The sequence below is a fragment of the Pseudomonas sp. GW821-FHT09H03 genome (assembly GCF_059415945.1).
This window is the reverse complement of the sequence record NZ_JBWKOF010000003.1, coordinates 211,834-233,667: the sequence shown is the minus strand read 5'-3', so window position 1 is coordinate 233,667 and position 21,834 is coordinate 211,834. Positions and strand designations below refer to the sequence as shown.

The following is a 21,834-nucleotide window of genomic DNA, read 5'->3' as shown; positions in this document are numbered from 1 at the left end:
TGATTTCTCCAAGGAACTGGAAATATGCTGCGTCGCCGCATGCTGATCATGTTGGGTGTTGTCTTGCTGATCGTGGTGATCCTGGGCGCTTACAAGGCCTTCTCCGTCTACACGATGATTCAAGGCTTCTCGGCGCCTAAACCGCCGATCAGCGTCGCCGTGGCTACCGCCACCGAGCGGCCGTGGCAAGTTCGCCTGCCCACCGTCGGCACGCTGAAGGCGCTGCAAGGGGTAGACCTGAGCCTGGAGACTGACGGCACCGTCACCGATGTGCAGTTCCAGTCCGGGCAGACGGTCAAGGCCGGCCAGCCGATCGTCAAGCTCGACAGCGCCGTGGAGAGCGCCCTGCTGGAAACCGCCCTGGCCGATCTCGGACTTGCCCAGCTCGATTACACCCGCGGCAGTCAACTGGTCGGCAGCCAGGCCATTTCCAAAGGCGAGTTCGACCGTCTCTCGGCGGTACTGAAAAAGAGCAAGGCCACCGTCAATCAACTCAAGGCGGCGCTCGGCAAGAAAAGCATCCTGGCACCGTTCAGCGGGACCATCGGCATTCGCCAGGTGGATGTCGGCGACTACGTGGCCAGCGGCACCATGATCGCAACCCTGCAAGACCTCAGCAGCCTCTACGCCGACTTCTTCGTGCCCGAGCAGGCGGTACCGAAGATCGCTATCGGCCAGAAGATAGAAGTCATTGTCGCAGCCTACCCGCAGCAGACTTTCCCCGGCACCATCAGTGCAATCAACCCGAAACTGGAGAACAGCACCCGCAACGTGCAGGTCCGTGCAACCCTGGCCAATCCCGAGGGCAAGCTGCTGCCAGGAATGTTCGCCAGCCTGCAGGTGCTGTTGCCCAATCCCCTGCCGCGCATCGTTGTGCCGGAAAGCGCGATCACCTACACGCTCTACGGTAACTCGGTGTATGTCGCCGTGCAGAAGAAGGCCGAAGACGGCAGCCTGGAAAAAGACGACAAAGACCAGCCGATCCTCATCGCCGAACGGCGTTACGTCGAAACCGGCGAACGTCGTGATGGGCAGGTGATGATCACCAAGGGCGTGCAGAAGGGCGAAGCAGTGGTCACCGCCGGCCAGATCAAACTGGACAACGGCGCACACATTGCCATCAGCGACGACAAGACCCTAGCCAAGAAGAACGGCCCGCCAGGCGCGGACTGATCAAGGAACCGCCATGGCTTTTACCGACCCGTTCATCCGTCGCCCGGTGCTCGCAACCGTGGTCAGCCTGCTGATTGTATTACTGGGTTTCCAGGCCTGGAGCAAACTGCCACTGCGTCAGTACCCGCAAATGGAAAACGCCCTGATCACGGTAACCACCGCTTACCCCGGGGCCAACGCCGAGACCATCCAGGGCTACATCACCCAGCCGATGCAACAGAGCCTGGCCAGCGCCGAGGGCATCGACTACATGACCTCGGTGAGTCGCCAGAATTTTTCGGTGATCTCCATCTACGCCCGCATCGGCGCCAACAGCGACCGTCTGTTCACCGAACTGCTGGCCAAGGCCAACGAGGTCAAGAACCAGCTGCCCCAGGACGCCGAAGACCCGGTACTGAGCAAGGAGTCGGCTGACGCCTCGGCACTCATGTACATCAGTTTCTTCAGCAAGGAACTGAATAATCCACAAATTACCGACTACCTGTCCCGGGTGATCCAGCCGAAGCTGGCGACCCTGCCGGGCATGGCCGAAGCCGAGATTCTCGGCAACCAGGTGTTTGCCATGCGCCTGTGGCTGGACCCGGTCAAGCTGGCCGGGTTCGGCCTGAGCGCCAGCGACGTGACCGATGCAGTGCGCCGCTATAACTTCCTCTCTGCCGCCGGTGAAGTGAAAGGCGAGTACGTGGTCACCAGCATCAACGCCAATACCGAGCTCAAATCTGCCGAAGCTTTCGGGGCAATCCCCCTCAAGGTCGATGGCGACAGCCGCGTGCTGCTCAGCGATGTCGCCAGGGTCGAGATGGGCGCGGAAAACTACGACACCATCAGTTCCTTCGGCGGCACGCCTTCGGTTTACATCGGCATCAAGGCGACCCCGGCCGCCAACCCGCTGGATGTGATCCGCGAAGTGCGCAAGATCATGCCGGAGCTGGAAGCCCAGTTGCCGCCCAACCTCAAGGCTGAAATTGCCTACGACGCCACGCTGTTCATCCAGGCCTCGATCGACGAAGTGGTCAAGACGTTGTTCGAAGCGGTGCTGATCGTGATAGTCGTCGTCTTCCTGTTCCTCGGGGCACTGCGCTCGGTGGTGATCCCGGTGGTCACCATCCCGCTGTCGATGATCGGGGTGATGTTCTTCATGCAGATGATGGGTTACTCCTTGAACCTGCTGACCTTGTTGGCGATGGTGCTGGCCATCGGCCTGGTGGTGGACGACGCCATTGTGGTGGTGGAAAACATCCACCGGCACATCGAAGAAGGCAAGACGCCCCTGGACGCTGCTATCGAAGGCGCCCGGGAGATCGCCATGCCGGTGGTGTCGATGACTATCACCCTGGCGGCCGTGTATGCGCCAATCGGCTTCCTGACCGGGCTCACCGGGGCGCTGTTCAAGGAGTTTGCCCTGACCCTGGCCGGGGCCGTGGTGATTTCCGGCATCATCGCCCTGACCCTGTCGCCGATGATGTGCGCCTTCCTGCTGCGCCACGATGAAAACCCTAGCGGCCTGGCCCACCGCCTGGACGTGATTTTCGAAAGCCTCAAGCGCCGCTACCAGAGCATGCTGCACGGCACGCTCAATACGCGACCTGTCGTACTGGTGTTCGCCGTGATCGTGTTGTGCCTGATTCCGGTGTTTCTCAAGTTCACCAAAACGGAGCTGGCGCCGGACGAGGACCAGGGCATCATCTTCATGCTGGCCAACGCCCCGCAACCGACCAACCTGGACTATCTGAACACCTACACCGACGAGTTCATCGAGATCTTCAAGGCGTTCCCCGAGTATTACTCATCGTTCCAGATCAACGGTTTCAACGGTGTGCAATCAGGTGTCGGAGGCTTCCTGCTCAAGCCGTGGAACGACCGTAGCCGGACCCAGATGGAGATCCTGCCCGAGGTCCAGGGCAAACTTGCGAGCATTTCCGGGCTGCAGGTTTTCGGTTTCAACCTGCCCTCCCTGCCGGGCACCGGCGAGGGGTTGCCGTTCCAGTTCGTCATCAACTCCGCCAGCGATTATGACCTGCTGCTGCAAGTGATCGAGCGGGTGAAAAAACGCGTGATGGATTCCGGCAAGTTCGCCTTTGCCGATGTCGACCTGGCCTTCGACAAACCCGAAGTGGTGGTGGATATCGACCGCGCCAAGGCGGCGCAGATGGGGGTTTCCATGCAGGATCTGGGGGGCACCCTGGCAACCTTGCTGGGCGAAGCGGAGATCAACCGGTTCACCATTGAGGGGCGCAGTTACAAAGTCATCGCCCAGGTCGAACGACCCTTCCGCGACAACCCGGACTGGCTGAACAACTATTACGTCAAGAACAACAAGGGTGAACTGCTGGCCCTGTCGACCCTGATTACCGTCTCTGATCGCGCGCGCCCTCGGCAGTTGAATCAGTTCCAGCAACTCAACTCGGCCATCCTTTCCGGCGTGCCGCTGGTCAGCATGGGTGAAGCCATCGAGTTGGTGCGCCAGATCGCCCAGGAAGAAGCTCCGATCGGTTTTACCTTCGATTATGCAGGCGCATCGAGACAATACGTGCAGGAAGGCAGCGCGCTGTGGGTCACCTTTGCCCTGGCACTGGCGATCATTTTCCTGGTGCTGGCCGCGCAGTTTGAAAGCTTCCGCGACCCGCTGGTCATCCTGGTGACCGTGCCGCTGTCCATCTGTGGCGCGTTGATTCCGCTGTTCCTGGGCTGGTCGAGCATGAACATCTATACCCAGGTTGGCCTGGTGACGTTGATCGGCTTGATCAGTAAACACGGGATCCTGATCGTCGAATTCGCCAACCAGCTGCGCAAGGACAAGGGCCTGACCGCGCGGGAAGCCGTGGAGGAAGCCGCTGCCATTCGCCTGCGGCCGGTCTTGATGACCACTGCGGCGATGGTATTTGGCATGGTTCCGTTGATCATTGCCACGGGGGCGGGTGCCGTCAGCCGCTTCGACATCGGCATGGTGATCGCCACGGGCATGTCCATCGGGACCTTGTTCACGCTGTTCGTGTTGCCGTGTGTGTATACGCTGCTGGCAAAACCCGATAAACCTTGATTCAGACGAGTAAAAAAAAGGCCTCGCAGCAGTGCGAGGCCTTTATTTTGGCTTCAATCGGATCAACTTTGCGGCCTCAATCCTTGAGCAAGCCCGAACATGAAAAGCAACAGATCATGATCGGGTTGAGTGGCCACGGATGCCTTCGCAACCCGTGGTACCGGACAATGCTCTTCTGCGCTCATCGAGCTGAGGACCTGGGTGCGGGGTTGCTCCCAGGCCGCCATCGCGAGAGACGCAACTGCCAAGGCTCCAACTAAAAACAAACCTCGTGCAATTTCGAGTTTCATTGTTATAAACCCTTGATAGCGCTGCCAAACGCCGCCTGATAAAAGTAGACGAGCTTTTTCCAGTCTGCAGCGTTGAACGACGAATGGCGACGCAACTGCTTCATGTCATGTGCAGCGGCGCGCCGTGCAGTCAGACGCAGCCGGCACTTCTCCAGATCGATCAGGGCAACCTCGACGTTGGCCGAGTCACCTTCACCGGTGACGCGAACAAACACGTGCTTGATGTAAAGGCAACTGTGTTGCCAGCGGGCCTTGTGCATACGCGTCAGGTTTTCGGCCAAATCCTTCAACACCCGATCATGCACGACCTCACCATGACGCTCGCGGCCTCCCCCAGCGTACCAGTGTTCAATTTCCTCAAAGCCGTCAAGGGACTTGGTCACCAGCAAGGCGCGCCATTGGTGCACTGGATCGCGCTGTGCACCGCTGAACACGATTTGCGGAACGCGAACACCCAGCGCGGTCATGACAGTCAGTGCATCACGCTCGCGCAACACAGTGGGCCGACCGAACGGGTGCAGCAAGCTGCGATAGATATGCCCCGTCTGACGCTTCACATAAAGCAGTTGACCGTCGCTGCCCAAGACACGCTGAACGCCACTTTCACCACCGCGGCGAACGTTGGGTTCTTCTACCCACTCACCGCGCTGGCTCCAAAAATAATCGAAGCGTTCCTGGGGAGCGACTTCCTTTTCTGCTGCACACTGCACTGCCATCCCGTTACCTCTTGCGTAATACGTAAACTCGCCACATGGCATAGAGCGGTAAAAAGTCCAGTCGTTCCTGAATACGGAAACCCGCCTGCCGAAATTCTTTCTCTACGGTAGAAACCGGGAGCACGAAGCGGTTCTGATAACCCTCCTGTCCACGGGTTTTCTCCGCGCGTTTGCGCTTCCAGGCTTTGAAATTGCCATTTACCCACAACGAAAGAATCACGCTGTCGCGGCTGACACGTTCGAACTCGCGCAATATCTTCATTCGATGCTCCGCTTCACCGATGTGGTGGAGCAAACGCATGCAAAAAATGCTGTCGACGGCGTTATCAGGCAAGGCAATGTCAAATGCGCAAGTGTGCAAGGGTTGCACCCGCTTCACCACTTCCGGCGGCTGGGCCTGAGTTGCAGTCTTCACCATTGATTCGGAATTGTCCGCACCGATGATTGCACGGTTGGCTTTTTCTGCCAGCAATGGCCAGAAACGCCCTGCACCGCAAGGCAAATCCAGGACCAGACCCGGTTCGCCTGCCAGTGACAGGGCCTTGCGCGCCAACTGCTCATCACGCCAGTGGGACAATCGACGCCCAAGCCCATCCTGATGTTTGCGCAGGTAACGTTGCGCATGTTGATCGTCGTACTTTTCGGAAAATTCTAATTTAATCGGGCCGTCCGTCATCACAGTCTCCTGCCATCTGATCACGCCACCGTAAGTAGCCACGCGTCAGCTTCAGGTCATGCCCTTGTGAAAAAAGTGTTGATGGAGACCCTGAATCATTACGGAGTTTTACATAGCAAACTCAATTACTCACAGAAAAGTTTAGGTGGATTGAGTCAGGTCAACCTGGAACCGACAGCCGTTGGGCTCCATATTGGCCAGGCTGACATTCCAGCCCTGGTTTTCACAGATCCGCTGCACCAATGACAAGCCCAGCCCCAGGCCCTCCCCGCGTTTTTCATTGCCCCGCACGAAAGGTTCGAACATTGCCTCACGTTTTTCCTCGGGAATGCCCACACCACTGTCTTCGACCACAAAGCCCGTGTCCGTCAGGGCCAGGCGAATGAATCCGCTTTCGGTGTAGTGCAGCGCGTTGCGCAGCAAATTACCCATTACCGCATGCAGCAGCGTTGCGTTGTAACGGATACTCTGCGGTGCCCCTGGCTCAAAGATCATTTTCAGCCCCTTGGTTTCGATCGGCTGGCGCCACAGGCTGACCAGACCATCGGCCACCTCGCTCAAGGTCTGTTGCGGCGACATACTGGTATCTTCATGCTGGGCCCGAGCCAACATCAGGAAGGTCTGTACCAGATCACGCATCTCTGCACAGGCCCGGGCGATACGTTCGACCTGAGCGCGGCCACGCTGGTCAAGGCCAGGATTTTCCAGCAGCAGTTCGCAGGAACTGGCCAATATCATCAAGGGTGTGCGCAATTCGTGACTGACGTCACTGGTGAACAATCGCTCGCGGTTCAATGCCTGGCGCAAGCGCCCGAGGGTGGCGTCGAAGGCAACGGCCAGTTCGCCCACTTCATCGGCGGCGTAATCGGGTGCCAACGGAGGTGCCAGCCCCAGCAATTGATCGCGATGTCGTACCTGACGAGCCAGACGCACTACCGGCGCCATGACTTTACGCGCCAGAACCCAGCCAAGAAATACCGCCAGCACCAGGCTCAGCACGAAACCCACCAGAACTACGGCGAACAGAATCCGCTCACGCTCTTCGAAATCGCTCTGATCCTGCAACAGCACGTAATGCCGGCCGTCGACGATTTCGACCATGGCGTGATAGGACAGATGCTCTCGAAACACTTCGTGAAAACCGGGATTCAGGTGGCGCAGATCCTTGGGCAGCTCAAAGTCACCCGGCCCGCCACTGAAATAAAATATTTGGTCCGGCTCCGGACGATGGCTCCAGTCCGACACATTGTCCATCAGCAACAGGCGCTGCAGATCGCCGCCCAGTCCAGCCGAAATCAGTTTTTCTTCCACCAGGTGCACGGTGAAGACAATCCCCACGGCGAAAGCACCCGCTACCAGTGCGCTCATCAGCGCAAAGGCGATGATGATCCGTTGAGCAAGGCTCTGCTTAAACTCCATCACGGCCCTCGGCCAGGCGATAACCCACGCCATGCACGGTTTGCAGCAACGGTTTGGCGAACGGCTTGTCGATCACCTGGCGCAATTGGTGGACGTGACTGCGCAAACTGTCGCTGTCCGGACAATCATCGCCCCACAGTGCTTCTTCGAGAATTTCGCGGCGCAGCACATGTGGGCTTTTTTGCATGAGTACGGCCAGCAACTTGAGGCCGACCGGGTTGAGTTTCAGCAAGCGACCTTCGCGGGTGACTTCCAGGGTATCGAGGTCATAGCTCAGGTCGGCGACCTGCAAGGTGCGGCGGCCGCCACCCTGGGTCCGGCGCATGACCGCCTCGATACGCGCCGCCAGTTCAGACAGGGAGAACGGTTTGATCAGGTAATCGTCGGCTCCGGATTTGAAGCCTTGCAGGCGGTCGTCCAGCTGATCGCGAGCCGTGAGCATGATCACTGGCGTGTCGCTGCGGGCGTCTTCGCGCAGGCGCTTGCACAAGGTGTAGCCGTCGATACCGGGCAGCATGATGTCGAGCACGATCAAGTCGTAATGCGCGGTGGCCGCCAGGTGCAGGCCCGACAGGCCGTCCTGCGCGCAATCTACGGTATAGCCTTTGAGCCCCAGATAATCGGCCAGATTGGCCAGGATATCGCGGTTGTCTTCAACCAATAGAATTCGCATCGGCATCTCTCCGTACACAGTAACAGCCGTCATGGCTCGCGCAGCTTAAGGCCAAGTGTGGCTCACGGCTAGGGCTGCGTCAGGCTATTGATCCCACCAATGAGCCAGTGCCGGCCTTGACGACTTTTTCACTATCGATTCACAGGTTGCCGACAGGGCCAGAGTCACACTCCGCGCGGCTGCGCATTATCGCAACACTTGACCAAATACTTCATCCAACAGGGAACTGCCATGGTTTCGACCCTTACCCGTCCTGCCTCTCGCCCGCTCAATTACTGGGTGTGTCTGGGGGTTCCCGCCATAACGGCGATCATTCTGGTCTTGCTCGAACTGACTTCGCTGGACATGGACCTGGCCAGGCTGTTCTACGATCCGGTCGCGGGTGAGTTCATCGGTCGGCACAGTTACTTTCTGGAAGATATCCTGCATGACCGGGCCAAGCAGGTGGTCATCGCGTTCTCGGTGTTTGCCATTATCGGTTTCATCGGCTCGTTGTTCCTGACCAGGCTCAAGCCCTTCAAACGGGAACTGGGTTGCCTGGTGCTGTCGCTGGGTTTGGCGACCTCCTTTGTCACGCCCATGAAAGCGGTGACGGCAGTGCAATGCCCGTGGAGTCTCGAGCAGTTCGGTGGTCACGAAACCTACAGCGAGTTGTTGAGCCCGCGGCCGCAAACGGACAAGCCGGGCCGCTGCTGGCCTGGCGGGCATGCGGCAACCGGTTTCACGCTGTTTGCCTTGTTCTTTGTGCTGCGTGATCGCCGTCCGCGCATGGCCCGCGCGGCGTTTGTCTTCGCCTTTGCCCTAGGTTCGGTATTTTCCATCGGCCGGATGATGCAGGGGGCGCACTTCTTTTCGCACAACATTTGGACGGCGGTGTTTTGCTGGCTGATTTGTCTGGGGTCGTATTACTGGATTCTGTATCGCCCGGCGGTGAACGTTGAACTTGCAGGCAAGACCGAGCCGGTCGGTGCCTGACCTGACGCATTCGCGGGCAAGCCTGCTCCCACGGGGTTAGCGCTGAGCCTTGTGGGAGCGGGCTTGCCCGCGATGGACGTAACACGATCTGCAGCCGAACCAACACCCAATAAAAAACCCCGCCTGCTTTCGCAGGCGGGGTTTTTTTAGTACAGGGGTAAGGCTGGCTTACATCATGCCGCCCATGCCGCCCATACCGCCCATGTCTGGCATACCGCCGCCAGCACCGCTGTCTTTCTTCGGTGCGTCAGCAATTGCAGCTTCGGTAGTCAGGATCAGGCTACCGATCGAGGCTGCAGCTTGCAGGGCCGAACGGGTTACCTTGGTTGGGTCCAGGATGCCCATTTCGATCATGTCGCCGTATTCGCCAGTAGCAGCGTTGTAGCCGAAGCTGCCAGCGCCGTTCTTGACCTTGTCGACAACCACGCTTGGCTCGTCACCGGAGTTGGCAACGATCTGGCGCAGCGGCGCTTCAATAGCGCGACGCAGAACAGCGATACCCACGTCCTGATCGGCGTTGTCGCCTTTCAGGTCGGACAGTGCTTGCAGAGCACGGATCAGGGCAACGCCACCGCCAGGTACCACGCCTTCTTCAACGGCTGCACGGGTAGCGTGCAGGGCGTCTTCAACGCGGGCTTTCTTTTCTTTCATTTCTACTTCGGAACCAGCGCCAACCTTGATCACTGCAACGCCGCCGGACAGCTTGGCCAGACGCTCTTGCAGTTTTTCACGGTCGTAGTCCGAGGAAGTTTCGGCAACCTGAGCACGGATCTGAGCGATACGCGCCTGGATGTCGCCTTCAACGCCAGCACCGTCAACGATGATGGTGTTTTCCTTGGACAGGGTAACGCGCTTGGCGTTGCCCAGGTGTTCCAGGGTGGTGCTTTCCAGGCTCAGGCCGATCTCTTCGGAGATTACGGTACCGCCGGTCAAAACAGCGATGTCCTGCAGCATGGCCTTGCGACGGTCGCCGAAGCCTGGAGCCTTGACGGCTGCGACTTTAACGATGCCACGCATGTTGTTCACAACCAGAGTCGCCAGGGCTTCGCCTTCAACGTCTTCGGCCACGATCAGCAGTGGACGGCCGGCTTTGGCAACGGCTTCCAGCACTGGCAGCATTTCGCGGATGTTCGAGATCTTCTTGTCGACCAGCAGGATCAGCGGGCCGTCCAGCTCAGCGACCATGGTCTCTGGCTTGTTGACGAAGTACGGGGACAGGTAGCCACGGTCGAACTGCATGCCTTCAACAACCGACAGTTCGTTTTCCAGGCCCGAGCCTTCTTCAACGGTGATCACGCCTTCTTTACCGACTTTTTCCATGGCTTCGGCAATGATGTCGCCGATGGAGTTGTCGGAGTTGGCGGAGATGGTGCCTACCTGAGCGATGGCCTTGGTGTCAGCACATGGCTTGGACAGGGCTTTCAGCTCTTTGACGATAGCGATGGTCGCTTTGTCGATACCGCGCTTCAGGTCCATCGGGTTCATGCCGGCAGCGACGGCTTTGAGGCCTTCGTTGACGATCGATTGAGCCAGAACGGTAGCGGTGGTGGTGCCGTCGCCTGCGTCATCGTTGGCACGGGAGGCAACGTCTTTGACCAGCTGCGCGCCCATGTTTTCGAAACGGTCTTCCAGTTCGATTTCTTTGGCTACGGAAACGCCGTCCTTGGTGATGGTCGGAGCGCCGAAGCTCTTCTCGATGATCACGTTACGGCCTTTCGGGCCCAAGGTCGCTTTTACTGCGTCAGCCAGGACGTTGACACCGGTGAGCATTTTCTTGCGGGCGGAATCGCCGAATTTAACTTCTTTAGCAGCCATGATCGATATTCCTTAAATACTTTGTAGTAACGGGAAAATGAGCGGGAAATCAGCCTTCGACAACGGCGAGAATTTCGTTCTCGCTCATTACCAGCAGGTCTTCGCCGTCGACTTTCACAGTGTTGCTGCCGGAGTAAGGACCGAACACAACCTTGTCGCCCACTTTCACGGACAGTGCACGCACTTCACCGTTATCCAGTACGCGGCCGGTGCCTACAGCGAGGATTTCGCCGCTGTTGGCTTTTTCAGCAGCCGAACCTGGCAGGACGATACCGCCAGCGGTTTTCTTTTCTTCTTCGCTGCGACGGATGACGACGCGGTCATGCAGAGGACGAAGCTTCATTGTCGATCTCTCCTAATTGTGGTTTTCATCGGCCGGTGTATTCCCGGCGGGTTTAACAAAGTCCGGCGTTGCCGGGTGCGGTTCGTCAAGCGAACCGCGGAAGTCTGTCTGGCGTGATCACCAGAAACCTTGCGGTGACCGTTACATAAGGGCGCATAAGCTTATTACAAGGGCGTGGATCGAAAATTTTTCATGTCGATGCCGCGCAAATGAACACGGCACCCGAAGGTGCCGTGTGCCGTGATGTCTTACTTGGGGTCGCGGTGTTCGAACTCGCCTTCGATCACGTCCGGTTCACGCCCCAGCGGCTCACGGGGCGCAGGACCACCGCGTGGTTGCAGGTCGTCGGCGAAAGCGCGCTGACGCATGGCCTGCTCCTCGGCGCGCTGGCGCATTTTATTGGCCAGCAGACGGCGACTGAACGGCAGCAGCATGATCAGGCCGATCACATCGCTGATGAAACCCGGCAGGATCAACAAGCCACCGGCCAACGCCAGCATCAGGCCTTCGAGCATGGTCTGGGCGGGCAGCTCGCCACGGTTCAGGCTTTCCCGAGCGCGCAGCGCCGTGGCCAGCCCGGCGATACGCAGCACGAACACACCAAACATCGAGCCGAGAATGACCAACAGCAAGGCCGGGAAAAACCCGATAGCCCCTGCCACCTTGACGAATACGAACAGCTCCAACACCGGGAACAGCAGAAAGAGCAACAAAAAAGGGCGCATCAAATGGTTCCTCAACGCAAGAATGCCTTGCCAGTTCAACGTAGATGACGTCGCCATTGCGTGAAATCAAGCGTCAGCCGCTTCATTTTTTGGCCAATGTTGAGCGTGAGCCAGAGAAACCAAGGCTTCCCGGACTTGTGTCGGCGTGTTGCAAGGGGCTTGGAACGGCAACCAGTGTACGCCCTGACCGATGCGCAGGTGCATGCCTTCGGCATCGATACCGACCATCTGCGCCGGGGAGGTTTTCGGCAGCCCTGCCAGATCGACGTAATGGGCGATTGCCTTGGCGTGGTCGGCGTTCATGTGTTCGACCATGCTCACCTCGGCCTTGCCGGCAAACGGATTGGCCAGCGTCAGGTCGTTGACCCAGTGAATCGCCCCGAACCCGCCGATATAACGATGGCGCACCGGCTCGAGCACCCAGAAATCGAAATCATGGGCCTGATGATAGTTCTGTGAATCAGGGAAGTAGCGGTAATAGCGCTCTGCGGCGGCTTCGATCGCAGCTTCGTCCTCGATTTGTTTCGCCTCGGCCAGATAGGTCAGGCGGCCGACAGCCTGTGCGTCTTCGGCGCCACGTTCACCGACAAACAGCGAGCATTTCGGATCTTTTTGCAGATTATGCGTGTGCTGGGCGATACGGCTGATCAGAATCAACGGCCGGCCCTGCGGGTCCAGGCAGTATGGAACGACCGAGCCAAATGGAAATCCGGGCATCGACTTGGAATGCGTGGAGAGCACCCCGCGGTATTCCTTGAGAAGCAATTCTCGTGCATGCTTAGCCGTTTCGACGCTCAATTTATGACTCCTTAACAAGAATCCGTCAGAAAAACGGATCAGCAGCTGGTCAACGTACCAGCACACCATTGGGGGCAGGTTCTCATGTGCCAAGGTAGGCGTGATGGAGAAGATGCCTATTAAAAACACCCAGACCTACCGGGGCATTGCGAATGCAACTCACTGACAAAGTAATCATTATCACTGGCGGTTGCCAGGGTTTAGGCCGCTCCATGGCCGAGTATTTCGCGGGTAAAGGGGCGAAACTCGCGCTGGTCGACCTGAACCAGGAAAAACTCGACGACGCCGTGGCAGCCTGCAAGGCCAAGGGTGTCGAAGCGCGCGCCTACCTGTGCAACGTCGCCAACGAAGAGCAAGTGACCCACATGGTCGCTCAGGTCGCTGAAGATTTCGGTGCGATCCATGGCTTGATCAACAACGCCGGGATCTTGCGCGACGGCCTGCTGCTCAAGGTCAAGGATGGCGAAATGACCAAGATGAGCCTGGCCCAGTGGCAAGCGGTCATCGACGTCAACCTGACCGGCGTGTTCCTGTGCACCCGTGAAGTGGCGGCAAAAATGATCGAGCTGGAAAACCGCGGCGCAATCATCAATATCTCGTCGATTTCCCGCGCGGGCAACGTCGGTCAGACCAACTACTCCGCCGCCAAGGCGGGTGTGGCTGCCGCGACCGTGACCTGGGCCAAGGAGCTGGCGCGCTACGGCATTCGCGTGGCCGGCATTGCACCGGGCTTCATTGAAACCGAAATGACCTTGGGCATGAAGCCCGATGCACTGGAAAAGATGACCGCCGGGATTCCGCTCAAGCGCATGGGCAAGCCTGAAGAGATCGCCCATTCGGCGGCGTATATTTTCGAGAACGACTACTACACCGGTCGGATCCTGGAAATGGATGGCGGGTTGCGTATCTAACGCCCGACACGAAGCAACTGTGGGAGCGGGCTTGCTCGCGAAAGCGGTAGATCAGTCAACTTATCTGTTGAATGACACACTGCTTTCGCGAGCAAGCCCGCTCCCACATTAAGACAGCGTCTATCTGCCAGGTGTCAATCGTCGCTGATGCTGATGTTCGGCATCGCCGGCGTCGCAGCTTCCTGCAGCACGATCCGCGCACCGACGTGGCGGGCCAGTTCCTGGTAGACCAGCGCAATCGGGCTGTCCGGCTCGGCGATCACCGTCGGCTTGCCGCCATCGGCCTGTTCGCGGATAGCCATCGCCAGCGGCAACGAGGCCAGCAGCTCGACGCCATATTGATTGGCCAGTTTCACCCCGCCGCCCTCACCGAACAGATGCTCGGCATGTCCACAGTTCGAGCAGATGTGCACGGCCATGTTTTCCACCACGCCCAACACCGGGATGTTGACCTTGCGGAACATCTCCACGCCCTTGCGCGCGTCCAGCAGAGCCAGATCCTGCGGTGTGGTCACGATGACTGCGCCGGCCACCGGGACTTTTTGCGCCAGGGTCAGCTGAATGTCGCCGGTGCCTGGTGGCATGTCGATCACCAGGTAATCCAGATCGCCCCAGGCGGTTTGCGTCACCAGTTGCAACAAGGCGCCCGAGACCATCGGTCCGCGCCAGACCATCGGCGTATTGTCGTCGGTCAGGAAGGCCATGGACATGACTTCAACACCATGGGACTGGATCGGAACGAACCATTTCTGGTCCTTGATCTGCGGCCGGGTGCCTTCGGCGATGCCAAACATGATGCCCTGGCTCGGACCGTAGATGTCCGCGTCAAGAATCCCGACCTTGGCGCCTTCGCGGGCCAGGGCCAGGGCCAGGTTGGCGGCGGTGGTGGATTTGCCCACACCACCCTTGCCGGACGCCACGGCCACGACGTTCTTGACGTTGGCCAGGCCCGGGATCTGGGCCTGGGCCTTGTGCGCGGCGATCACACTGGTGATGTCGACGCGGGCAGCGCTGACACCATCCAGACCTTCAATGGCCATTTGCAACATCTGCGCCCAGCCGCTCTTGAACAGACCGGCGGCGTAACCCAGTTCCAGCTGCACGCTGACGCGCTCGCCCTGGATCTCGATATTGCGCACGCAACCGGCGCTGACCGGATCCTGGTTCAGATAGGGGTCGGTGTATTGGCGAAGGACGGCTTCCACCGCTGCGCGATTGACGGCGCTCATGGGCAACTCCGATAACAAGACTGGAAAATCAGACGGGTATCCTAACCGTTCTGGCCTATTGTCGGCATGTCCGAAGATCAATTGTCGCGAACGCATTCCTGTGGCGAGGGGGCTTGCCCCCGATGGGTGGCGAAGCCGCCCCGGCTTTTCTTGACAGAAACTCTTTGCTTGCGGAAATGCGACTGCTGCGCAGTCGAGCGGGGGCAAGCCCCCTCGCCACAGGCAAGCCCCCTCGCCACAGGCAAGCCCCCTCGCCACAGGCAAGCCCCCTCGCCACAGGTAAACCACTCGCCACTCAAAGCCTGTTGCAACACAACTCCCTGGGCCGCAGGGGTGAAAAATATGCGCCGGCGCTTTATAGTGGCCGACCTCCGTTTCATCAAGTAGCCGAGCCCCATGTCCGAGCCACGCAAGATCCTCGTCACCAGCGCCCTGCCCTATGCCAATGGTTCGATCCATCTTGGCCACATGCTGGAATACATCCAGACCGATATGTGGGTGCGCTTCCAGAAGCACCGCGGCAATCAATGCATTTATGTCTGCGCCGACGACGCCCACGGTTCGGCAATCATGCTGCGCGCGGAAAAGGAAGGCATCACCCCGGAACAACTGATCGCCAACGTCCAGGCTGAACACAGCGCCGACTTTGCCGAGTTCCTGGTGGATTTCGACAACTTCCACTCCACTCACGCCGAAGAAAACCGTGAGCTGTCGAGCCAGATCTACCTGAAGCTGCGCGACGCCGGGCACATTGCCCAGCGTTCGATCACGCAGTACTTCGACCCGGAAAAGAAAATGTTCCTGGCCGACCGCTTCATCAAGGGCACCTGCCCGAAATGCGGCACCGAAGACCAGTACGGCGACAACTGCGAAAAATGCGGCGCGACCTACGCACCCACCGACCTGAAGGATCCGAAGTCGGCGATCTCTGGCGCCACCCCGGTGCTCAAGGATTCCCAGCACTTCTTCTTCAAGCTGCCGGACTTCCAGGCAATGCTGCAAACCTGGACCCGCAGCGGCACCCTGCAGGACGCCGTGGCGAACAAGATCGCCGAATGGCTGGATGCCGGCCTGCAACAGTGGGACATCTCACGCGATGCGCCGTATTTCGGTTTTGAAATTCCCGACGAACCGGGCAAGTACTTCTACGTGTGGCTGGACGCGCCGATCGGCTACATGGCCAGCTTCAAGAACCTCTGCGACCGCACGCCGGAGTTGGACTTCGACGCATTCTGGGGCAAGGACTCCACCGCCGAGCTGTACCACTTCATCGGCAAGGACATCGTCAACTTCCACGCCCTGTTCTGGCCAGCCATGCTTGAAGGCGCCGGCTACCGCAAGCCGACCGGCATCAACGTGCACGGCTACCTGACTGTCAACGGTCAGAAAATGTCCAAGTCCCGCGGTACTTTCATCAAGGCCCGGACCTACCTGGATCATCTGTCGCCGGAATACCTGCGCTACTACTACGCGGCGAAGCTGAGCCGTGGTGTCGATGACCTGGACCTGAACCTCGAAGACTTCGTGCAGAAGGTCAACTCCGACCTGGTGGGCAAAGTCGTCAACATCGCCAGCCGTTGTGCCGGTTTCATCCACAAGGGCAATGCCGGCCTGATGGTCGACACCAACGCCGCGCCGGAACTGACCGAAGCCTTCCTGGCCGCTGCGCCAGGCATCGCCGACGCCTATGAAGCCCGCGACTTCGCCCGCGCCATGCGCGAGATCATGGGCCTGGCCGACCGTGCCAACGCCTGGATCGCCGACAAGGCACCCTGGTCGCTGAATAAACAGGAAGGCAAGCAGGATGAAGTCCAGGCCATCTGCGCCACGGGCGTCAACCTCTTCCGCCAGTTGGTGATTTTCCTCAAGCCGGTACTGCCGTTGCTGGCTGCCGACGCCGAAGCGTTCCTGAATGTCGCGCCGCTGACCTGGAACGACCACGCGATCTGGCTCGCCAACCATCAATTGAACGAGTTCAAGCCGCTGATGACCCGAATCGATCCGGTCAAGGTACAAGCCATGAGCGACGCTTCGAAGGAAGACCTGACCGCCAGCCAGACCGACACCGGCGGCGCCGCACCTGCCGGCAATGGCGAACTGGCCAAGGACCCGCTGTCGCCGGAAATCGAGTTCGACGCCTTCGCCGCAGTCGACCTGCGTGTCGCCCTGATCGTCAAGGCTGAGCACGTGGAAGGTGCCGACAAGCTGCTGCGCCTGACCCTGGACATCGGTGACGAGCAACGCAACGTGTTCTCCGGCATCAAGAGCGCCTACCCGGACCCGTCCAAACTCGATGGTCGCCTGACCATGATGATTGCCAACCTCAAGCCGCGCAAAATGAAGTTCGGCATTTCCGAAGGCATGGTGATGGCGGCGGGCCCCGGCGGCGAAGAAATCTACCTGCTCAGCCCTGACAGCGGTGCCAAGCCAGGTCAGCGGATCAAGTAAAACCCGTGGTAAATCGATCCCACAGTCGCGCCTGGCGCGACTGTGGGATTTTCATGTCTGGCCCACCCTTCGCCCATGCCGGATAATGCCTAAGCTTTTTAGATCACTGCGTTGAAAAGCCCCGTTCTTGCCGGAACGACCATGACCGAAATCCTGCTTACGCTTATCAGCACCGCCCTGATCAACAACTTCGTGTTGCACTGGCCGCTGGGCGTAGATCCGCTGCTGGGCAGCGAACGCCGCCAGGTCCATGCGCTGGGCATCTCGACAGCGTGCCTGATGCTGGTCGTGGGCATACTTGGCTATGCGCTGTACCACTGGTTACTGGTGCCACTGGAATTAACCTCCCTGCGTCTGTTCGTGTTCCTGCCGCTGAGCGTGCTGCTGATCGCTCCGTTGTTGAAGCTGCTGGCACGGGTATTTTCGACGCTGTCGTTCGAGGGCCTCTGGCCATTGCTGCTGGGCAATGCAGGCGTGCTGGGCCTCACATTACTCAACGCCGGGGAAGATAAAGGTCTTTTTCACGCAGCAGCCTTGAGTCTCGGGGCTGGACTGGGTTTCTGGCTGGTGCTGGTACTATTCAACGATTTGCGTCAACGCACACTCGACAACGATGTTCCCCTGCCCTTTCGTGGCCTGCCGATCGAACTGATCAGCGCCGGCCTGATCGCGGTAGCCTTTCTCGGATTCAGCGGACTGATCAAAACATGAGTCTGATTCAACGCATCGATGCGCTCTTGCCGCAAACCCAATGCGGCAAATGCGGGCATCCCGGATGCAAACCCTACGCCGAAGGAATCGCCAGCGGCGAGCCGATCAACAAGTGCCCGCCCGGCGGCAGCGAAACCATCGCGGCCCTGGCCGAGTTGCTCAAAGTACCCGTACTGGAACTGGATCACAGCCGCGGGTCGGCGCCTGCACAGGTCGCTTACATCCGCGAAGCCGAATGCATCGGTTGCACCAAATGCATCCAGGCCTGCCCCGTCGACGCCATCGTCGGCGCAGCCAAGTTGATGCACACCGTGATCATCGATGAATGCACCGGCTGCGACCTGTGCGTGGCGCCATGCCCAGTGGATTGCATCGAGATGCGTCCATTGCCACAGACCACGCTGCCGGTGGTCGGCGGCCTGGCCTTTACCCTTGCCGAGCAGCAGGCACGCGCCAGCAAACGCAATCATGCCCGGCGCCGCTTCGAGCAGCGCAACGCCCGGCTGTTGCGCGAAGAGCAACACAAGCTCGCTGAGCGCCAAGCCCGTATGCAACGCGCCGCACAACCCAACGTGGAGACGCTTGACCCGGTGCAGGCCGCCCTCGAACGTGTTCGTGCGCAAAAAGCCGCCAACGCAGACGCGGCGCTAAAAAAAGCCAGGATCGACCTGGCGATGAGCCGGGCGCAACTGCATAAATCCCTGAAGGCTTTCGGCCATCCGCCAACCTTCGAGCAGCAGTCTCAACTGGTCGTCCTGCAACAGCAGTTCGAAGCCGCCGAGCAGACGTTGGCGCAGCTGGAAAGCACGCTGCCGCGAGTACCGGCGCCTACCCCCGCTGCACCTGCGGCGTCGAAGGATGCAGAACTGAAACGGGCCAAAATCCAGTTGGCCATGCGCCGCGCCGAACTCAAGAAAGCTCAAGGCAGTGAGGCGCCGGCACACCAGATCGCGGCCCTGGAGCACGCAATCAGCGAGGCCGAGCGCCAGGTGGATGGCTATGCCAGCCCTTGAAGCGGTTGACGATCGCCTGCAGCAGGCCATGAAGCTGGTACTGCTGGCCACCCTGCCGGGAGTGCTCGCGGCGTTCTGGATGTATGGCTGGGGCGTGTTGATTAACCTGACTCTGGCAGGCGTTGCCGCACTGTCGGTCGAAGCGGCCGTGCTGCAACTGCGCAAGCGTCCGCTCAAACCAACCTTGAGTGACGGCAGCGCGCTGGTCAGCGCAACCTTGTTGGCCCTGGCCTTGCCACCGTACTGCCCGTGGTGGCTGACGATCAGTGCTGGCGTGGTCGCCATGCTCTTTGGCAAGCATCTGTACGGTGGTGTTGGTTCAAATCCGTTCAACCCCGCGATGCTCGGCTTTGCATTGGTCATGCTCGCGTTCCCCCAATCAATGACACATTGGCCGTCATCCCATGGCATGGACTTGCTGGGTGGTATGCAGCAGGTGTTCGGCTACGGCCAGGCGCCGGATGCGTGGGTCCAGGCCACGGCGCTGGACAGCCTGCGGATCAATAAAAGCCTGACTATGGACGAACTGTTCGCCGGCAACCCCGCATTCGGCCACTTTGGTGGCCGTGGTGTCGAATGGGTGAACCTGGCCTTTCTGGCAGGCGGCCTGTTTCTGCTGCAACGCCGGGTGTTCAGCTGGCATGCGCCAGTGGGCATGCTCGCCAGCCTGTTCATCATCAGCCTTGTGTGCTGGAACGGCTCGGGCTCCGACTCCCATGGCTCTCCCCTGTTTCACCTGCTCACCGGTGCGACCATGCTGGGGGCGTTCTTTATCATCACCGAACCGGTTTCCGGTGCCAGAAGCCCTGGTGCACGACTTATGTTCGGCGCAGGGGTGGGCCTGCTGACCTATCTGATTCGCACCTGGGGCGGGTATCCAGACGGCATCGCCTTTGCGGTGCTGTTGATGAACCTGTGTGTACCGGCGCTGGAACGCCTGGTACTGTCCAGACAGCAATCGGTTGCACCATGAGCCGCGCATCGAGTGTTGCGATTGTGCTGCTATTGGCTGGCGCAGGCCTTGGCGCGACCTGGTTTGTGCAATTCAGCAGCGCGCCGCGGATCGCGGCCGGGCAACGCCTGATCGACAGCCGCAACCTGCTGGACCTGCTGGCGCCAGACAGCTATGACAATCAGCCGCTGGAACACCCGCTCAAGCTCGATGACCCGGCATTGGGCAATAGCAGGTTGCTGGGAGGTTATCTGGCGAGCAAGGCCGAGCAACCCCATGCAGTGTTGCTGCGCAGCCAGACTCCGGGCTATGAAAATACCATCGAACTGCTGATCGCCATCGATAGCAACGGCAGGTTGCTTGGGGTCAAAACCCTCAAACAGGCGGAAACGCCCGGGCTCGGGGCAAAGATTGCGGATTGGCCAAATGACTGGCTCAAGGTTTTTTCCGGCAAGTCCCGAACTGAGCCCGGCGACAGTGGCTGGGCGTTGAAAAAGGATCAGGGCCAATTTGATCAGATCGCCGGGGCGACCATCACCTCAAGAGCGGTGATAAATGCCATTCACGACGCCTTGCGCTACTTCGATGAACACCGGCAACAACTGCTCGGGGATTCTTCCCATGAATAGACCAGAGACCCTGCTGAACACCTTGATGCTGGTGCCGCTGATCGGCGCCACCGATTCGTTGGTAGCCGCGTTTGGGCTGTGGCTAATGTTCATCGTTGTGGTCAATCTCTTTGGGCTGGGAATCGGCGTTTTACGGCCCCGGCTGGTCTCTACCGCGCATCTGCCGGCCAGCATCCTGTTGGCGGCCACGCTCTGCAGCTGCGTAGAGATCGCAGCGCAGGCCTGGGCACTGCAATGGCAGCAGCACCTGGGGTTCTATGGTGCATTGATCGCCTTGCAGTGCGTCGTGCTGCAAGACACCGGGCACTTTCAAACCGCCTGGCCCGAGCGTCTGCGCCTGTACATTCTGTTTGGCACGTTGATGATCGGCCTTGGCCTGCTGCGCGAACTCATCGGCAACGCAACACTCGGTGACCATCTGTCATGGCTGCCAGGCGCACAGCCGGGTTGGCAGGCCTGGGTGCTATCAGCCGACGGCGGCCTGCGCCTGGCCACGCTGGCACCCGGTGGATTCATTCTGCTGGGTCTGCTGATCGCCGGTTGGCAAGCCTTGCGCCCCGCCCCTTCACACTGACCGTTTTCGAGGAAACCCACTGCAAATGAATGCCGCAAAACGTCTGGAAATTTTCCGCAGGCTGCATGAAGACAACCCGGAACCGAAGACCGAACTGGCCTATTCCTCGCCCTTCGAATTGCTGATTGCCGTGATCCTGTCCGCTCAGTCGACTGATGTCGGCGTCAACAAGGCCACCGCAAAACTGTTCCCGGTCGCCAATACCCCGGCAGCCATTTACGCCCTGGGGGTAGAGGGCCTGTCGGAGTACATTAAGACTATCGGCCTGTACAACAGCAAAGCGAAAAACGTGATCGAGACCTGCCGTTTGCTGGTGGAGCGCCATGCCGGTGAAGTACCGCAAACCCGCGAAGAGCTCGAAGCACTACCCGGGGTCGGGCGTAAAACCGCCAACGTGGTGCTCAATACTGCTTTCCGTCAACTGACCATGGCTGTGGACACCCATATCTTTCGTGTCAGCAACCGCACTGGCATCGCCCCCGGAAAAAATGTGGTCGAGGTCGAGAAAAAACTGATGAAATTCGTACCCAGAGATTACCTGCTCGATTCCCATCACTGGCTGATCCTTCATGGGCGCTACGTGTGTCTGGCGCGCAAGCCCCGCTGCGGCAGCTGTCGGATCGAAGACCTGTGCGAATACAAGCACAAAACCTCCGATGATTGAGGCTCTATTGCGATTGGTGATTGCCGATTGAAAAAAACTTTTTTACCCGCCGGGAGATTG

At 59.4% G+C, this 21,834-nt stretch carries 21 protein-coding genes; 11 read left to right on the top strand and 10 right to left on the bottom strand.

Going from position 1 to position 21,834, the window contains the following annotated elements; translation table 11 throughout:
* Nucleotides 1-24: 24 nt before the first annotated feature.
* Together AC07OG_RS05950 and AC07OG_RS05945 are read left to right on the top strand one after the other, a co-directional pair.
* Nucleotides 25-1,173, top strand: a complete 1,149-nt coding sequence (locus AC07OG_RS05950) for an efflux RND transporter periplasmic adaptor subunit (protein ID WP_218424641.1) — start codon at nt 25-27, stop codon at nt 1,171-1,173.
* Between the two features lie 13 nt (nt 1,174-1,186).
* Nucleotides 1,187-4,213 carry a multidrug efflux RND transporter permease subunit gene (locus tag AC07OG_RS05945; protein ID WP_218424642.1) on the top strand — a complete coding sequence of 1,009 codons (3,027 nt, stop codon included), beginning with the start codon at nt 1,187-1,189 and terminating at the stop codon, nt 4,211-4,213.
* A gap of 62 nt (nt 4,214-4,275) precedes the next feature.
* On the opposite strand, the gene AC07OG_RS05940 is transcribed toward AC07OG_RS05945, so the two are convergent.
* The 5 genes from AC07OG_RS05940 to colR form a co-directional block, all read right to left on the bottom strand.
* The gene (locus AC07OG_RS05940) at nt 4,276-4,503 is read right to left on the bottom strand and encodes a hypothetical protein (RefSeq protein WP_060539582.1); all 228 of its coding nucleotides are present in this window, start codon (nt 4,501-4,503) and stop codon (nt 4,276-4,278) included.
* A 2-nt stretch (nt 4,504-4,505) separates the two neighbouring features.
* Nucleotides 4,506-5,219, bottom strand: coding sequence for a lipopolysaccharide kinase InaA family protein (locus AC07OG_RS05935; protein ID WP_060539581.1), 714 nt, complete (start codon nt 5,217-5,219; stop codon nt 4,506-4,508).
* Nucleotides 5,220-5,223: 4 nt separating this feature from the next.
* Nucleotides 5,224-5,895: a class I SAM-dependent methyltransferase gene (locus AC07OG_RS05930; protein WP_060539580.1), complete on the bottom strand. Its 672-nt coding sequence runs from the start codon at nt 5,893-5,895 to the stop codon at nt 5,224-5,226.
* A 141-nt stretch (nt 5,896-6,036) separates the two neighbouring features.
* Nucleotides 6,037-7,314: a sensor histidine kinase gene (locus AC07OG_RS05925; RefSeq protein WP_495066453.1), complete on the bottom strand. Its 1,278-nt coding sequence runs from the start codon at nt 7,312-7,314 to the stop codon at nt 6,037-6,039.
* Entirely contained in the window at nt 7,304-7,987 is a 684-nt protein-coding gene (colR, locus tag AC07OG_RS05920; RefSeq protein WP_495066452.1) for a two-component system response regulator ColR, read from the bottom strand. The genes AC07OG_RS05925 and colR overlap by 11 nt, the downstream gene beginning before the upstream one ends.
* Before the next feature lie 231 nt (nt 7,988-8,218).
* On the opposite strand from colR, the gene AC07OG_RS05915 reads away from it, so the two are divergent.
* Nucleotides 8,219-8,962 carry a phosphatase PAP2 family protein gene (locus tag AC07OG_RS05915; protein ID WP_495066451.1) on the top strand — a complete coding sequence of 248 codons (744 nt, stop codon included), beginning with the start codon at nt 8,219-8,221 and terminating at the stop codon, nt 8,960-8,962.
* A 168-nt stretch (nt 8,963-9,130) separates the two neighbouring features.
* On the opposite strand, the gene groL is transcribed toward AC07OG_RS05915, so the two are convergent.
* From groL to AC07OG_RS05895, 4 genes are all read right to left on the bottom strand, one after another.
* A complete protein-coding gene (gene groL, locus AC07OG_RS05910; protein ID WP_060539576.1) occupies nt 9,131-10,777 on the bottom strand; it encodes a chaperonin GroEL in 1,647 nt (548 codons plus the stop codon).
* A 49-nt stretch (nt 10,778-10,826) separates the two neighbouring features.
* Complete coding sequence (locus AC07OG_RS05905) at nt 10,827-11,120, bottom strand: co-chaperone GroES (protein WP_034149036.1); 294 nt, start codon at nt 11,118-11,120, stop codon at nt 10,827-10,829.
* Between the two features lie 248 nt (nt 11,121-11,368).
* Nucleotides 11,369-11,845, bottom strand: coding sequence for an FxsA family protein (locus AC07OG_RS05900; RefSeq protein WP_060539575.1), 477 nt, complete (start codon nt 11,843-11,845; stop codon nt 11,369-11,371).
* 66 nt (nt 11,846-11,911) lie between these two features.
* A complete protein-coding gene (locus AC07OG_RS05895) occupies nt 11,912-12,643 on the bottom strand; it encodes a HugZ family pyridoxamine 5'-phosphate oxidase (protein ID WP_218424648.1) in 732 nt (243 codons plus the stop codon).
* A 152-nt stretch (nt 12,644-12,795) separates the two neighbouring features.
* Between AC07OG_RS05895 and AC07OG_RS05890 the strand changes: the two genes are divergently transcribed.
* Complete coding sequence (locus AC07OG_RS05890; protein ID WP_060539573.1) at nt 12,796-13,554, top strand: SDR family oxidoreductase; 759 nt, start codon at nt 12,796-12,798, stop codon at nt 13,552-13,554.
* Nucleotides 13,555-13,688: 134 nt separating this feature from the next.
* Here AC07OG_RS05890 and apbC read toward each other — a convergent pair whose 3' ends face one another.
* Nucleotides 13,689-14,783 (bottom strand): iron-sulfur cluster carrier protein ApbC, encoded by a 1,095-nt coding sequence (gene apbC / locus AC07OG_RS05885; protein WP_060539572.1) that lies wholly within the window; start codon nt 14,781-14,783, stop codon nt 13,689-13,691.
* A 396-nt stretch (nt 14,784-15,179) separates the two neighbouring features.
* Here apbC and metG point away from each other — a divergent pair, with 396 nt between their 5' ends.
* The 7 genes from metG to nth all read left to right on the top strand — a co-directional run bounded on the left by metG (nt 15,180) and on the right by nth (nt 21,774).
* Nucleotides 15,180-17,231: a methionine--tRNA ligase gene (metG, locus tag AC07OG_RS05880; protein WP_495066450.1), complete on the top strand. Its 2,052-nt coding sequence runs from the start codon at nt 15,180-15,182 to the stop codon at nt 17,229-17,231.
* Between the two features lie 141 nt (nt 17,232-17,372).
* On the top strand, nt 17,373-17,942 hold the full coding sequence (locus AC07OG_RS05875; RefSeq protein WP_495066449.1) for an electron transport complex protein RnfA: 570 nt from the start codon (nt 17,373-17,375) through the stop codon (nt 17,940-17,942).
* Nucleotides 17,939-18,955: an electron transport complex subunit RsxB gene (gene rsxB / locus AC07OG_RS05870; protein WP_495066448.1), complete on the top strand. Its 1,017-nt coding sequence runs from the start codon at nt 17,939-17,941 to the stop codon at nt 18,953-18,955. Before AC07OG_RS05875 ends, rsxB begins: the two co-directional genes overlap by 4 nt.
* A complete protein-coding gene (locus tag AC07OG_RS05865) occupies nt 18,942-19,928 on the top strand; it encodes an RnfABCDGE type electron transport complex subunit D (RefSeq protein WP_495066447.1) in 987 nt (328 codons plus the stop codon). The genes rsxB and AC07OG_RS05865 overlap by 14 nt, the downstream gene beginning before the upstream one ends.
* Complete coding sequence (locus AC07OG_RS05860; RefSeq protein ID WP_218424652.1) at nt 19,925-20,536, top strand: RnfABCDGE type electron transport complex subunit G; 612 nt, start codon at nt 19,925-19,927, stop codon at nt 20,534-20,536. Before AC07OG_RS05865 ends, AC07OG_RS05860 begins: the two co-directional genes overlap by 4 nt.
* The gene (locus tag AC07OG_RS05855) at nt 20,529-21,110 is read left to right on the top strand and encodes an Rnf-Nqr domain containing protein (protein WP_495066446.1); all 582 of its coding nucleotides are present in this window, start codon (nt 20,529-20,531) and stop codon (nt 21,108-21,110) included. The genes AC07OG_RS05860 and AC07OG_RS05855 overlap by 8 nt, the downstream gene beginning before the upstream one ends.
* A gap of 25 nt (nt 21,111-21,135) precedes the next feature.
* Nucleotides 21,136-21,774: an endonuclease III gene (gene nth / locus AC07OG_RS05850; RefSeq protein ID WP_060539565.1), complete on the top strand. Its 639-nt coding sequence runs from the start codon at nt 21,136-21,138 to the stop codon at nt 21,772-21,774.
* The last annotated feature ends 60 nt before the right edge of the window (nt 21,775-21,834 follow it).

Bases quoted from the DNA above. Each gene is read 5' to 3' on its own strand.
- AC07OG_RS05855 (WP_495066446.1), top strand. From the start codon at position 20,529: ATGAATAGACCAGAGACCCTGCTGAACACCTTGATGCTGGTGCCGCTG.
- groL (WP_060539576.1), bottom strand. From the start codon at position 10,777: ATGGCTGCTAAAGAAGTTAAATTCGGCGATTCCGCCCGCAAGAAAATG.
- nth (WP_060539565.1), top strand. From the start codon at position 21,136: ATGAATGCCGCAAAACGTCTGGAAATTTTCCGCAGGCTGCATGAAGAC.
- AC07OG_RS05865 (WP_495066447.1), top strand. From the start codon at position 18,942: ATGCCAGCCCTTGAAGCGGTTGACGATCGCCTGCAGCAGGCCATGAAG.
- AC07OG_RS05940 (WP_060539582.1), bottom strand. From the start codon at position 4,503: ATGAAACTCGAAATTGCACGAGGTTTGTTTTTAGTTGGAGCCTTGGCA.
- AC07OG_RS05860 (WP_218424652.1), top strand. From the start codon at position 19,925: ATGAGCCGCGCATCGAGTGTTGCGATTGTGCTGCTATTGGCTGGCGCA.
- AC07OG_RS05930 (WP_060539580.1), bottom strand. From the start codon at position 5,895: ATGACGGACGGCCCGATTAAATTAGAATTTTCCGAAAAGTACGACGAT.
- AC07OG_RS05935 (WP_060539581.1), bottom strand. From the start codon at position 5,219: ATGGCAGTGCAGTGTGCAGCAGAAAAGGAAGTCGCTCCCCAGGAACGC.
- AC07OG_RS05950 (WP_218424641.1), top strand. From the start codon at position 25: ATGCTGCGTCGCCGCATGCTGATCATGTTGGGTGTTGTCTTGCTGATC.
- AC07OG_RS05915 (WP_495066451.1), top strand. From the start codon at position 8,219: ATGGTTTCGACCCTTACCCGTCCTGCCTCTCGCCCGCTCAATTACTGG.
- metG (WP_495066450.1), top strand. From the start codon at position 15,180: ATGTCCGAGCCACGCAAGATCCTCGTCACCAGCGCCCTGCCCTATGCC.
- AC07OG_RS05925 (WP_495066453.1), bottom strand. From the start codon at position 7,314: ATGGAGTTTAAGCAGAGCCTTGCTCAACGGATCATCATCGCCTTTGCG.
- AC07OG_RS05875 (WP_495066449.1), top strand. From the start codon at position 17,373: ATGACCGAAATCCTGCTTACGCTTATCAGCACCGCCCTGATCAACAAC.
- AC07OG_RS05900 (WP_060539575.1), bottom strand. From the start codon at position 11,845: ATGCGCCCTTTTTTGTTGCTCTTTCTGCTGTTCCCGGTGTTGGAGCTG.
- colR (WP_495066452.1), bottom strand. From the start codon at position 7,987: ATGCGAATTCTATTGGTTGAAGACAACCGCGATATCCTGGCCAATCTG.
- AC07OG_RS05890 (WP_060539573.1), top strand. From the start codon at position 12,796: ATGCAACTCACTGACAAAGTAATCATTATCACTGGCGGTTGCCAGGGT.
- apbC (WP_060539572.1), bottom strand. From the start codon at position 14,783: ATGAGCGCCGTCAATCGCGCAGCGGTGGAAGCCGTCCTTCGCCAATAC.
- AC07OG_RS05905 (WP_034149036.1), bottom strand. From the start codon at position 11,120: ATGAAGCTTCGTCCTCTGCATGACCGCGTCGTCATCCGTCGCAGCGAA.
- AC07OG_RS05945 (WP_218424642.1), top strand. From the start codon at position 1,187: ATGGCTTTTACCGACCCGTTCATCCGTCGCCCGGTGCTCGCAACCGTG.
- rsxB (WP_495066448.1), top strand. From the start codon at position 17,939: ATGAGTCTGATTCAACGCATCGATGCGCTCTTGCCGCAAACCCAATGC.